At 63.8% G+C, this 12993-nt stretch carries 12 protein-coding genes; 3 read left to right on the top strand and 9 right to left on the bottom strand.

The genetic code is table 11. The annotated features are described in order from the left end of the window. Window positions 1-11: 11 nt before the first annotated feature. Both V9L21_RS09365 and V9L21_RS09360 read right to left on the bottom strand, forming a co-directional pair. On the bottom strand, window positions 12-407 hold the full coding sequence (locus V9L21_RS09365) for an SRPBCC family protein (RefSeq protein ID WP_337311182.1): 396 nt from the start codon (window positions 405-407) through the stop codon (window positions 12-14). 6 nt (window positions 408-413) lie between these two features. Beyond that, window positions 414-2744 carry a xanthine dehydrogenase family protein molybdopterin-binding subunit gene (locus V9L21_RS09360; RefSeq protein WP_337311180.1) on the bottom strand — a complete coding sequence of 777 codons (2331 nt, stop codon included), beginning with the start codon at window positions 2742-2744 and terminating at the stop codon, window positions 414-416. A 193-nt stretch (window positions 2745-2937) separates the two neighbouring features. Here V9L21_RS09360 and aat point away from each other — a divergent pair, with 193 nt between their 5' ends. The 3 genes from aat to V9L21_RS09345 are packed head-to-tail and all read left to right on the top strand — an operon-like array spanning window position 2938 to window position 5303. Beyond that, complete coding sequence (aat, locus tag V9L21_RS09355) at window positions 2938-3693, top strand: leucyl/phenylalanyl-tRNA--protein transferase (protein WP_337311178.1); 756 nt, start codon at window positions 2938-2940, stop codon at window positions 3691-3693. After that, the gene (locus V9L21_RS09350; RefSeq protein ID WP_337311176.1) at window positions 3690-4439 is read left to right on the top strand and encodes an arginyltransferase; all 750 of its coding nucleotides are present in this window, start codon (window positions 3690-3692) and stop codon (window positions 4437-4439) included. The genes aat and V9L21_RS09350 overlap by 4 nt, the downstream gene beginning before the upstream one ends. Window positions 4440-4469: 30 nt before the next feature. Further along, entirely contained in the window at window positions 4470-5303 is an 834-nt protein-coding gene (locus V9L21_RS09345) for an IclR family transcriptional regulator (protein ID WP_337311174.1), read from the top strand. 5 nt (window positions 5304-5308) lie between these two features. Here the strand turns inward: V9L21_RS09345 and V9L21_RS09340 are convergent, their stop codons facing one another. The 7 genes from V9L21_RS09340 to ilvN form a co-directional block, all read right to left on the bottom strand. Continuing rightward, a complete protein-coding gene (locus tag V9L21_RS09340; RefSeq protein WP_337311173.1) occupies window positions 5309-6511 on the bottom strand; it encodes a serine hydrolase in 1203 nt (400 codons plus the stop codon). 114 nt (window positions 6512-6625) lie between these two features. Further along, a complete protein-coding gene (locus V9L21_RS09335; RefSeq protein ID WP_337311171.1) occupies window positions 6626-8164 on the bottom strand; it encodes a 2-isopropylmalate synthase in 1539 nt (512 codons plus the stop codon). A gap of 52 nt (window positions 8165-8216) precedes the next feature. Further along, entirely contained in the window at window positions 8217-9920 is a 1704-nt protein-coding gene (leuA, locus tag V9L21_RS09330) for a 2-isopropylmalate synthase (RefSeq protein ID WP_337311169.1), read from the bottom strand. Window positions 9921-10104: 184 nt separating this feature from the next. Next, window positions 10105-10929: a CDP-diacylglycerol--serine O-phosphatidyltransferase gene (gene pssA, locus V9L21_RS09325; RefSeq protein WP_055800083.1), complete on the bottom strand. Its 825-nt coding sequence runs from the start codon at window positions 10927-10929 to the stop codon at window positions 10105-10107. 182 nt (window positions 10930-11111) lie between these two features. Next, window positions 11112-12128, bottom strand: a complete 1017-nt coding sequence (gene ilvC / locus V9L21_RS09320; protein WP_007834233.1) for a ketol-acid reductoisomerase — start codon at window positions 12126-12128, stop codon at window positions 11112-11114. 53 nt (window positions 12129-12181) lie between these two features. Next, window positions 12182-12445, bottom strand: a complete 264-nt coding sequence (locus V9L21_RS09315; RefSeq protein ID WP_157613688.1) for a DUF4282 domain-containing protein — start codon at window positions 12443-12445, stop codon at window positions 12182-12184. Window positions 12446-12500: 55 nt separating this feature from the next. Then, the gene (ilvN, locus tag V9L21_RS09310; protein ID WP_012747479.1) at window positions 12501-12992 is read right to left on the bottom strand and encodes an acetolactate synthase small subunit; all 492 of its coding nucleotides are present in this window, start codon (window positions 12990-12992) and stop codon (window positions 12501-12503) included. Between the last annotated feature and the right edge of the window lies 1 nt (window position 12993).

The following is a 12993-nucleotide window of genomic DNA, read 5'->3' as shown; positions in this document are numbered from 1 at the left end:
GGCAGCAGGCTCTACTTTTCGAGCGTCTTCTTCATCGCAGCGCCGCCCTGGTCCATCATCGGCGCGATGTAGGCGGCGAATTCGTCGGGCAGCACATCGGTGACCCACACGAAGCGCGAGCGCCCTTCGCCATGCGCGAACACCTGCGCCGACGCATGGTGGTGGCTCGCCTTGCCGCCGGTGATGGTGTAGGCCAGGCGGCGGTTTGGCTCGTCGATGCCTACGAGCAGCTCGCGCGCCACCAAGCCGTTGGCAAAGCTCACGATGCGGGCGCCCTGCCCGTCGAGCTTGGCATCGGTCAGAAAGCCGGGCGCGAGGCGCGTGTGCACGGCGCCAAAGTCGCGCAGCGCGTCCCATACTTTCGCCACGTCGGCCTCGACGATGAATTCCTTGTAGATCGTTGCCATGGTTCTTCAATCCACCGTGTGCATGGCCTGCCACACACGCGCCGGGCTCAGCGGCATGTGCAGGCGCGGCGCGCTGGCCGCAAAGCCGTTGCGCGCGAAGGCATCGGCCACCGCGTTGACGATGGTCGGCGTGGCGCCGATGGTGCCCAGCTCGCCCACGCCTTTCACGCCCAGCGGGTTGTTGGTGCAAGGCGTCGACTCGTCCATTTCCATGTGGAACATGGTCTGCACGATGTCGGCGCGCGGCGCGGCGTAGTCCATGAGGCTGCCGGTCACGGGTTGGCCTGTTTCGTGGTCGTACACCACCTGCTCGTAGAGCGCCTGGCCAATACCCTGCACCGCGCCGCCCTCGAGCTGGCCGCGCACGATCATCGGGTTGATCACTCGGCCAACGTCGTTGACCGAGCTGTAGGCCACCACGCTGATCTCCCCAGTCGGTGGATCGATTTCGATCTCGCAGATGTGGCAGCCGTTGGGCCAGGTCGAGCCGGCCACGGTGCTGGTGGAGTCGACGAAGATTTCGCCATCGGGCTGCTTGCCCGCCAGGGCAAACAGGTCGAGTTCGAGATCGGTGCCGGCCACGTTGAACACGCCGCGGCTGTAGACGATGTCGTCGACGGAGGCTTCGAACTCCTGCGCCGCGAGCTCGCGCGCCTTGTCGATGGTGCGCTCGGCGCCAATGCGAACGGCCGAGCCGCCGGTGAACAGCGAGCGCGAACCGGCGCTGCCGAAACCGTCGCCGCGGTCGGTGTCGCCAAGCACGACGCGCACCTTCTCGATCGGCACGCCGAAGGCATCGACCGCCAACTGCGCCAGCGACGTGGCAATGCCCTGCCCCATGGCGTTGACGGCCGAGAACACTTCGATCACGCCATCGGCCTGCACCGAAACCGTGACGCGCTCCTCGAACACATTGCCGCCCGTCCATTCGAGAAAGGTGGCAATGCCCAGGCCGCGGTGCTTGCCCTGCCGGGCCGACTCGGCCGCGCGCGTTTCGAAGCCCTGCCAGTCGGCGAGGGCCAGCGCCTGATCCATCACCGACTCGAACTTGCCGGTGTCGTAGGTCTGCGCCATCGGGTTCTTGTAGGGCATCTGCTCGGGGCGGATGAAGTTGCGGCGGCGCAGCTCGACGCGGTCGATTCCGGTCTGGCGCGCGGCCTCGTCCATCAGCCGCTCGATGGTGAAGATCGCCTCCGGGCGGCCCGCGCCGCGGTAGGCGCCGGTGGGCGCGGTGTTGGTGAGCACCGCCTTGAAGTGAAAGTCGATGGTCTGGATGTCGTAGACGCTGGTTTGCACCCAGGGGCCGATCAGCAGCTGGATGGCAACGCCGGTGCCGGTGGCATAGGCGCCCACGTTGGCCAGCGTCTTGATGCGTAGCGCGAGGATCTTCCCGTCGGCATCGAGCGCGAGTTCGGCCCGGGCCTCGATGTCGCGGCCGTGCGCGCTGGAAAGAAATTCTTCGCTGCGCTCGGCCACCCACTTCAAGGGGCGCTTGACCTGCAGCGCGGCAAACGCGACTGCGATGTCTTCGGGATAAGCGCCGGTCTTCATGCCGAAGCCGCCGCCCACGTCGCCCACCACCACGCGCACCTTCTCCTTCGCGAGGCCGATGGCACCGCACACGGAGTCGCGCACACCCGATGGCATCTGCGTGCTCATGCGGATGGTGAGCCGGTCGGATTCGCCGTCGTAGGCCGCAAGCACCGAACGCGGCTCGATGGTCAGGGCGACCACGCGCTGGTTGACCACGTCCAGCGCAACCACATGGCTGGCCTTGGCAAAGGCCGCTGTCGCGGCTTCGCTGCTGCCGTGCTTCATTTCGGCTGCGATGTTGCCTGTGGCTTCGGCGCACAACTGCGGCGCGCCGTCGGCGGTGGCGCTCGCGAGATCGACCACCATCGGGAGCTCGTCGTAGTCGACCATCACCGCCTCGGCGGCATCGCGGGCCTGCTGCACGGTTTCGGCCACCACCGCCGCCACCGCTTCGCCGACGAAGCGCACGCGCTCGTGCGCCATGGCAAGGCGCGGCGGGCTGGCGCAATCGCCGCCATCGGCGCGCTTGAAGCCGGCGGCGCCGGGCATGGGCTTTACACCCGCTTCGGCCATTTCGGCGCCCGTGATCACGCGCAGCACGCCAGGCATCGCAGCGGCGGCGGCCGTGTCGATCGAGACGATGCGTGCATGCGGATAGGGAGAGCGGACAAAGACGAGGTGCGCCTGTCCGGGGAGCGTGACGTCGTCCGTGTAGCGGCCTGCGCCGGCCAGCAGGCTCTCGTCCTCCAGACGGCGAACCGCCTGGCCGCTACCGAAACGCGTGGGGTTGGATTCAGTGGTCAACGTTGTCCTCTTGGGCTGGCCGCCGCAAGGCGATGCCGCCCGGCGGTCCGCTATGGGTCTGTTGTGATATTCCTGTGCGCTGTTGCACCGGGGGCCTGTGTCTCGCAGGCCGCAATCGTTTGCGAACCGCTGAAGAACGGCCATTTTCACCCATCCGGATGAAGCTCGCTATGAAGCCGTGTATACCTACGGCATGCAACAACTGCCCTGGCTCGAACCCGGCGACGCACTGCCCGACCCCGCATCCGCATGGGGCGAAACCGATCCCGTGCCCGGCCTGCTCGCAGCCGGCGGCGCGCTCGATGTCGATACCCTGACGCAGGCCTATGGCCGCTGCGTATTTCCGTGGTTCAGCGAAGACCAGCCGATTCTCTGGTGGAGCCCGGACCCGCGCATGGTGCTGCAGGTGGCCGACTTCAAGCTCCACCGGTCGCTGCGCAAGACCCTGGCGCGGTTTGCAGAGGCGCCGGGCTGCGAAGTGCGCATCGACCACGATTTCGCGTCGGTCATCAAGGCCTGCTCGCAATCGCCGCGCGTGGGGCAGTCGGGCACGTGGATCGTGCCGGACATGGTGAAGGCCTACCAGGCGCTGCATCGGGCGGGCCACGCGCACAGCGTGGAAACGTGGATCGACGGCGAGCTTGCGGGCGGGCTCTACTGCGTGGCGCTCGGGCGCGCGGTGTTCGGCGAATCGATGTTCACGCGCCGCCCGGACGCCTCGAAGATCGCGCTGGCGGCGCTGGTGTGCCTGTGCCGCCGGTTCCAGGTGAAGATGATCGATTGCCAGCAGAACACCGCCCACCTGGCGAGCCTGGGAGCGCGCGAAATGTCCCGCGGCGCTTTCGTGGCGCATGTGGCCAATGCCCGCCGCCAAGAGGGTCCACAGTGGCATTTCGAGCCCGTATACTGGACAGAACTCCTTTCCACGCGGCCTTCTCAATCGACGTGACGCACCTCAAGGATCTTCCGCTTCACACGCTGCAGTTCTACGCGACGGCGCCCTACCCCTGCAGCTATCTGCCCGACCGCCAGGCCCGGTCGCAGGTGGCCACGCCCAGCCACCTGATTCACAACGACGCCTACTCCGACCTGGTGCTCAGCGGTTTCCGGCGCAGCGGAATGTTCACCTACAGGCCCTATTGCGACGGCTGCCGCGCCTGCATCCCGCTGCGGGTGCTGGTCAACAGCTTTCATCCCACCCGCAGCCAGCGCCGGGCCGTGAAGCAGCACAACAACCTGCACGCGCGCGTGCTCAAACTGTGCTTCGTGCCCGAGCACTACCAGCTCTATCTTCGCTACCAGAATGGCCGCCACGCCGGCGGCGGCATGGACCACGACAGCATCGACCAGTACACGCAGTTCCTGCTGCAGAGCCGGGTCAATTCGCGGCTGGTCGAGTTCCGCGAGACGCTGCCCGACGGCAGCGCGGGCGCGTTGAAGATGGTGTCGATACTCGACGTGCTGAACGACGGCATTTCGGCCGTCTATACCTTCTACGAGCCGGACGACAGCGCGGGCTACGGCACCTACAGCGTGCTGTGGCAGATCGAGCAGGCCCGGAAACTCGGCTTGCCGCATGTCTACCTTGGCTACTGGATCGAGGGCAGCGCCAAGATGAACTACAAGGCGCGCTTCAGCCCTCATGAACTGCTGATCGACGGACACTGGCAGGCGCCAAGCGATTTCACAAGGTAAAATGGCGCTCGGTCCACACCGCATCGCGCCATGAGAAAAAATCAATCCGACGTTCCTGCCGTTCCAGTCATCCAGGTGATCGAGCGCATGTTCGCGCTCATCGACGTGCTCGCCTCCCGCGAGGAGGCAATTTCGCTGAAGGAAATCAGCGAGAAGACCGGGCTGCACCCCTCCACCACGCACCGAATCCTCAACGACCTGGCGGTTGGCCGCTTCGTCGACCGGCCCGAGGCAGGCAGCTACCGGCTTGGCATGCGGTTGCTGGAGCTCGGCAACCTCGTCAAGGGCCGGCTCAACGTGCGCGACGCCGCCCTGGGGCCGATGCGCGAGCTGCACAAGCTCACGCAGCAGCCGGTGAACCTCAGCATGCGGCAAGGCGACGAAATCGTCTATATCGAGCGCTCATACAGCGAGCGTTCGGGCATGCAGGTGGTGCGCGCCATCGGCGGGCGGGCCGCCCTGCACCTGACCTCGACCGGCAAGCTCTTCCTGGCGGCGGACGATCCGCAGCGCGTGCGCAGCTATGCCACGCGAACCGGCCTGGCCGGCCACACGCGCAACAGCATTACCCAACTGCCCGCCTTGGAGCGCGAGCTGTCGAAGGCCCGCCAATACGGTATTGCACGCGACAACGAAGAGCTGGAGCTGGGGGTGCGATGCATGGCCGCCGGCATTTACGACGACCAGGGCAAATTGGTGGCGGGGCTGTCGATTTCCGCTCCGGCGGACCGGCTGGACGAGGGCTGGCTGCCCAAGCTGCAGGCTACGGCCAATGAAATTTCAGGAGCGCTGGGCTACAAGGACGTCGCCTCGGCGTCTGCAGCTCCAGGCGCAAGCGGCAACGGCTCTTCAGCCGCTGCCTGAGTCGTTCAGCCGGCGACCTGGTAGGCCGCGTTGCTGCGCGAGGCTGCCGGCGAGCCGGTGGATGCATGCGCTGCCTCGACCCAGCGGCGAACCCGCTCCGCATCGGCAATGCGGCTGTACTTGCCGGCCGAGTCCAGGAACACCATGATGAGCTTGCGCCCGGCCACCTTGGCCTGCATCACGAGGCACTGGCCGGCTTCGGAGATGTAGCCGGTTTTCTGCACGCCGATTTCCCAGTCCGGGCTCTTCACGAGACGGTTGGTGGTGTTGAACTGCAGCACGCGGTTGCCCACCTCGACTTGGTATTCAGGCGAAGTCGACAGCGAGCGCACGGTGGCGTCGGAATAGGCAGCATTGACGAGCAGCGCCAGGTCTTGCGCGCTCGACTGGTTGCGGCTCGAGAGGCCGGTGGGCTCCACGTAGCGCGTGTCCTTCATGCCGAGCATCTTTGCCTTGGCGTTCATGATGCTCACGAAGGTCGCAAGGCCACCCGGATAGGTGCGGCCCAGCGCATGCGCGGCGCGGTTTTCGCTCGACATCAGGGCCAGGTGCAGAAGCTCGCCACGCGACAGCGTGGTACCCACGGTAAGGCGCGAACGGCTGCCCTTTTCGGTGTCCACGTCGTCCTGGGTGATGGTGATCAGTTCGTCGTTGGGAAGATGGGCTTCGCTGATCAGCAAGCCGGTCATCAGCTTGGTGAGCGATGCAATCGGGAGCACCGCATGATCGTTCTTGCTGAACAGCACTTCGTGCGTGTCCTGGTCGATCACCAGCGCAACGCTCGACTTCAGGTCGAGCACGTCTTCGGTTCCGTGCAAGCCGGCCAGTTGGCCAAACGACTGACGTGCCGGCGTTTCGACACGAACGACCGAGCGGCGTTGCACGGCAACCACGGTCTTGCCGTTCTTTTGGCGAATGGAGGCCACCACGTTGCGGCCGCCACGAACGACTTTTTCGCTTCGGTCGGCTTTGCCGCCGCGCTTGGCGACCACGGCAGCGCGCGGCGCCTTGGCCGAACGCTTGACTTCCACTGGCACGGGTCCTGCGGCCTTCTTGGCCGTGGACGTCTTGGCGGCAGTTGTTTTTTCCTTCTTGGCGGCCTGTGCACCGGACAGCAAAAACGCCGTGGCGCAGAGCGCGACGGCGACGAATTTGACTGCGGGCAAGAACCGCTGGCTGGAAACTCGGCGGGGGCGGGTTTCGGGCATTAATAAATCTCCAGCGGCAAAATGAGAACCGCAGTGTATCGAAATCAAAAAAGGCACGCAATATCAGTTACTTGCGTCCTTTTCTTCACTCGAATCCAAGGATCACTCGTAAAACTAACCTTGTGCCGCCACTCTCTCAGCTTGGCTCTGTAACTTATTGAGAGCACTCAAATAAGCCTTGGCCGATGCGACCACGATGTCGGGGTCCGCGCCTACTCCATTCACTACCCGCCCTGCATTTTGTAACCGAACTGTAACTTCTCCTTGGCTTTCTGTCGAGCCACTAATCGCATTAACCGAGTAAAGCACCATCTCGGCGCCGCTCTTGACAAGCGATTCAATGGCCTTCAGAGAAGCATCAACCGGGCCATTGCCGTCGGATTCGCCCGTGACCTCCTTGCCCTGAACGGTAAAGACGACCTTGGCCTGGGGGCGTTCGCCGGTTTCGCTGTGCTGGGAAAGCGACACAAAAGCAAACTGTTCATCAACGTGCGCCAATTCTTCGGCGCTGACGAGCGCGAGGATGTCCTCGTCGAAAATCTCCGACTTGCGGTCGGCCAGTTCCTTGAAGCGCAGGAAGGCGGCATTGATGTCGGCTTCGCTGCCCATCGTCACGCCCAGGTCCTGGAGGCGCTGCTTGAACGCGTTGCGCCCGCTGAGCTTGCCCAGCACGATCTTGTTGGCCGTCCAGCCCACGTCTTCGGCCCGCATGATTTCGTAGGTGTCGCGTGCCTTGAGCACGCCGTCCTGGTGAATGCCCGAGGCATGCGCAAAGGCGTTGGCTCCCACCACGGCCTTGTTGGGCTGCACCACGAAGCCCGTGGTCTGGCTCACCATGCGGCTCGCGGCCACGATGTGGCGGGTGTCGACATTCAGTTCGAGCCCGAAGTAGTCCTTGCGGGTCTTCACGGCCATGACGATTTCTTCGAGCGAGCAGTTGCCCGCGCGCTCGCCCAGGCCATTGATGGTGCACTCGACTTGGCGTGCGCCGCCGATCTTCACGCCCGCCAGCGAGTTGGCCACGGCCATGCCGAGGTCGTTGTGGCAATGCACCGACCAGATGGCCTTGTCGCTGTTGGGCACGCGCTCACGCAGCATCTTGATGAAGTTGCCGTAGAGCTCGGGAATGGCATAGCCCACGGTGTCGGGCACGTTGATGGTGGTGGCGCCCTCGTTGATCACGGTTTCGAGCACACGGCAGAGAAAGTCCGGGTCGCTCCGGTAGCCGTCTTCGGGGCTGAACTCCACGTCTCCCATGAGGTTGCGCGCAAAGCGCACGGCAAGCCTGGCTTGCTCATGCACTTCGTCCGGCGACATGCGCAGCTTCTTTTCCATATGAAGCGGCGACGTTGCGATGAAGGTGTGGATGCGCCCGCGCGCCGCGCCCTTGAGCGCTTCGGCCGCACGCGAAATGTCGCGATCGTTGGCTCGCGAGAGGCCGCAAATCGTCGAATCCTTGATGGCGTTGGCAATGGCCTTGACCGCTTCGAAGTCGCCGTTCGAGCTGGCCGGAAAACCGGCCTCGATGACGTCGACCTTGAGTCGCTCGAGCTGCTTGGCGATGCGCAGCTTCTCGTCGCGCGTCATTGAGGCGCCGGGCGATTGCTCGCCGTCACGCAAGGTGGTGTCGAAAATAATGAGTTGGTCGGTCATCGTGGAATTCCTTATGTTCGTTTGCACCTTGCGCGTACGGCGGCGGACAGCTTCAGGCGACTTCAACCACCGATTGTGCGCTGTGCGCGCCCCGGGTGCGTGCGCGCTGCACGCCCGAGACAATGGCCTTGAGCGAAGCCGAGATTACGTCCGCATCGATGCCCACGCCGAACAGCGTCTGGGCCTCGTCCACGCGCAGTTCGAGGTACGCCACGGACCTGGCATCGGCGCCCGCGCCAATCGCATGCTGGTGGTAGTCCATCACGCGAACAGTGTGGCCGGTGGCCTTGCTCAGCGCCTGGGTGAAGGCATCGATCGGCCCGTTGCCGCGGCCTTCGATGGCGCGGATTTCACCGTCCCACGGCAGGTTGCCGCGCAGCACCACCGAAGCATTGGTGCCCTCGCCTTCTTCCTCGAGCACGCGGTGCTGCAGCGAATGCGCAGCCTCGATGCCGTATTCGCGAACGAACAGCTGCCAGAGGTCAGCCGCGGTGAGTTCCTTGCCGGCCACGTCCATCACGCGCTGCACGGTCTGCATGAACTCCATCTGCAGGCGGCGCGGCATCTCGATGCCGTATTCGCTTTCGAGCAGGTAGGCCATGCCGCCCTTGCCCGACTGACTGTTGACGCGAATCACGGCCTCGTAGCTGCGGCCCACGTCCTTGGGGTCGATGGGCAGGTACGGCATGTCCCAGATGTCACCTTCCTTGCGCGCTGCAAAGGCTTTCTTGATGGCGTCCTGGTGCGACCCCGAGAACGAGGTGTAGACGAGATCGCCCACATACGGGTGGCGCGGATGCACCGGGATCTGGTTGCAGTGCTCCACCGTCGCGCGGATCTCGTCGATGTTGGAGAAGTCCAGCTCCGGCGAAACGCCTTGCGTGTAGAGGTTGAGCGCAACGTTCACGAGGTCGAGGTTGCCGGTGCGCTCACCATTGCCGAAGAGGCAGCCTTCGATGCGCTCGGCACCGGCCATCAGCGCCAACTCACCGGCTGCGGTGCCGGTGCCGCGGTCGTTGTGCGGGTGCACGCACAGCACGATGGAGTCGCGGCGCGCAAGATTGCGGTGCATCCACTCGATCATGTCGGCAAAGATGTTCGGCGTGGAATGCTCGACCGTGGTGGGCAGGTTGACGATGCACTTGCGCTCGGGCGTCGGCGCCCAGACTTCGGTGACCGCATCGACCACGCGCTTGGAAAACACGACATCGGTGCCCGAGAACATTTCGGGCGAATACTGGAAGGTCCACTTCGTTGCGGGCTGCTTCGCGGCAAATTCGTTGAACATGCGCGCGTGGCTGCTGGCCAGCTCGACGATCTGGTCTTCGTCCATGCCGAGCACCACGCGGCGCATCACGGGGGCTACCGCGTTGTAGAGGTGAACGATGGCACGCGGCGCGCCTTGCAGCGATTCGAAGGTGCGCGCAATGAGGTGGTCGCGCGCCTGCGTCAGCACCTGGATCGTCACGTCGTCGGGAATGCGGTCTTCCTCGATGAGCTTGCGCACGAAGTCGAATTCGACTTGCGAAGCAGAAGGAAAGCCGACTTCGATCTCCTTGAAACCGATGGCCACGAGTGTCTCGAACATGCGCATCTTGCGCGCAATGTCCATCGGCTCGACCAATGCCTGGTTGCCATCGCGCAGGTCCGTCGACAGCCAGATGGGCGCCTTGGTCAGCACGGCATCGGGCCAGGTACGGTCCTTGAGGCCGATCGGGGCGAATGCGCGGTATTTGGCTTGAGGTTGCTTGAGCATGTCGATTTCTCTGGATGGTTGGGAATCAACCAGCAACCCCAAAAACAAACGGCCCGTTGCTGGTGCGAACGGGCCGTGGTGAGGGATTTGCGCGTGCGCTACCGTCTCCGCCCGTGAGGGAGGGCTAGTAGGGCCAGCAGCGAAATCTTGGTCATGAGGATTGCGAATGTAGCACAAGCCGCGGTCAGTTATGCAAGCCCCGCTCGTCGGGCTCTTCGGTCGAGGTGCTGATCACGCTGGCCTGCTGCCCCTTGGCCTTGCGCCACGCATAGACCACATAGCCGCTCAGTCCATAGGCCACGAACAATCCGAACAGCACCGTGGGCGGGTGGATGTTGATGACCGCAATGCCCAAGGCAATCAGCACGATCACCACGAACGGCACGCTCTTTTTCATCTGCACGTCCTTGAAGCTGTAGAACGGCGCGTTGGTGACCATCGAAAGACCCGCATAAAGCGTGAACGCGAAGGTGATCCACGTGATCTGCGTCCACGAGAGGTACAGCACCTCGCCGCCCCGCTTGCCCCATTCGGTCATGAGCCAGATGAACCCGGCCACCAGCGCGGCCGCGGCCGGCGATGGAAGCCCTTGGAACCAGCGCTTGTCGACCACGCCGGTGTTCACGTTGAAGCGTGCGAGCCGCAGTGCCGCGCAGGCGCAATACACAAAGGCCGCAATCCAGCCCCAGCGGCCCAGGCCCTTGAGCGACCATTCGTACGCAATGAGCGCGGGCGCCGCACCGAAAGACACCATGTCGGACAGCGAATCCATCTGCTCGCCGAACGCGCTTTGCGTGTTGGTCATGCGGGCCACGCGGCCGTCCAGGCTGTCGAGAATCATGGCGGCAAACACGCCGAGCGCCGCAAGATCGAAGCGCCCGTTCATTGCCATCACAACCGAATAGAAGCCGCCGAACAGCGCGGCCAGCGTGAACAGGTTCGGCAGGATGTAGATGCCCTTGCGGCGCTTGCGCGGCGGCACTTCGTCGGGAACCGTGTCGTCATGCATTGAGTTTGCCTCCGTCCCTCATGGGCACTGCGCGAGCAGCTACCCATTCGATAGCATCTTGATCTGTGAATCGCATGGGTTCGCAGTGTAGTTCAGGGGCACGGTGCGCCCCACATGAAAAAGGCCACCCCAGCGGGTGGCCCTCGGGAAACAGGCGCCGCGGCGCCCATTTCATTTGTGGATCAGTTGCGGGTCTGGTCGACCAGCTTGTTCTTCTTGATCCAGGGCATCATCGCGCGCAGCTTTTCACCGACGACTTCGATCTGGTGCTCTGCGTTCAGGCGACGGCGGCTGATCAGCGCGGGCTGGCCGGCAGCGGCTTCGAGCACGAAGCTCTTGGCGTATTCGCCCGTCTGGATGTCGCGCAGCACTTGCTTCATGACCTTCTTCGTCTCGTCGGTCACGATGCGCGGGCCCGTAACGTATTCGCCGTATTCGGCGTTGTTCGAGATCGAGTAGTTCATGTTGGCGATGCCGCCTTCATAGATCAGGTCGACGATCAGCTTGAGCTCGTGCAGGCATTCGAAATACGCCATCTCGGGCGCATAGCCGGCTTCCACCAGCGTTTCGAAGCCAGCCTTGATCAGCTCGACCGTGCCGCCGCACAGAACCGCTTGCTCGCCGAACAGGTCGGTTTCGGTTTCTTCGCGGAAGTTGGTCTCGATGATGCCAGCCTTGCCGCCGCCGTTGGCGGTGGCGTAGCTCAGCGCGAGGTCACGCGCCTTGCCGGTCTTGTCCTGGTGCACGGCCACGAGGTGGGGCACGCCGCCGCCTTGCGTGTAGGTGCTGCGAACGGTGTGGCCGGGGGCCTTGGGAGCGACCATCCACACGTCGAGGTCGGCGCGCGGCTGCACAAAACCGTAGTGCACGTTGAAGCCGTGCGCGAAGACGAGCGAAGCGCCTTCCTTGATGTGCGGGGCCACGTCGTTCTTGTAGACGTTGGCAATCTGCTCGTCGGGCAGCAGGATCATGACGACGTCGGCGGCTTTCACCGCGTCGGCCACTTCGGCAACCTGCAGGCCGGCCTTGCCGACCTTGTCCCACGAAGCGCCGCCCTTGCGCAGGCCGACCACGACCTTGACGCCGCTGTCGTTCAGGTTTTGCGCGTGCGCGTGACCTTGCGACCCGTAACCGATGATTGCGACCGTCTTGCCCTTGATGAGGCTGAGGTCGGCGTCCTTGTCGTAGTAAACCTTCATGATGCGTCTTTCCTATTTAATCTCTGGCACCCCCAGGGCGGGGGTGCTTTCACTCACAGTTGGCCGGAGGGATTCCGGTCCTTCATTTGATGGTTGATCGACACGAGGTTGTCGTGAATGCGGAACAGCAGGATCAGCAGTTCGCTGTAGACGCGAACCATGATCGCGCCGAAAACGAGGATGCCGATGGCAGCGAGGAAGCGCCCCTGGAACAACGAAACGACCGTTGCGGCGAGCACGCCCAGCAACCCGAGGAAGTACAGAATCCGAATGATGATCGGTGTCACCATCTTCTCGAAACCCAGCAAATCTTGCATTACCTTCTCCTCATGTGTTGGTTTAGAACATTGGAACTGAGGGGATCTTCACCCCCTACACGCGCAGGATGCGCTCGCCGCGCCCGATGCCGCTGGCACCGGTGCGGACAGTCTCGAGGATAGCGCTACGGTCGATTGCTTCCAAGAAAGCATCGTTCTTGCCGTGGTCGCCGGTGAGTTCGATGGTGTAGCTCTTGTCGGTAACGTCGATGATGCGGCCGCGAAAGATCTCGGCCATGCGCATCATTTCTTCGCGCTCCTTGCCCACGGCGCGCACCTTGACCATCATGAGTTCGCGCTCGGTATAGGCGCCTTCGGTCAGGTCGACGACCTTGACCACTTCGATCAGCCGGTTCAGGTGCTTGGTGATCTGCTCGATCACGTCGTCGGAGCCGGCGGTGACGATGGTCATGCGCGAAAGACTGGCGTCTTCGGTCGGCGCGACGGTCAGCGATTCGATGTTGTAGCCGCGGGCCGAGAAAAGGCCCACCACGCGGGAAAGAGCACCGGGCTCGTTTTCCAGCAGCACTGCAATGATGTGTTTCATG

Source organism: Variovorax sp. CCNWLW235 (assembly GCF_037204085.1).
Lineage (GTDB): Bacteria > Pseudomonadota > Gammaproteobacteria > Burkholderiales > Burkholderiaceae_C > Variovorax.
The sequence above is the reverse complement of the archived record's forward strand: the minus strand, read 5'-3'. Positions and strand labels throughout refer to the sequence as shown.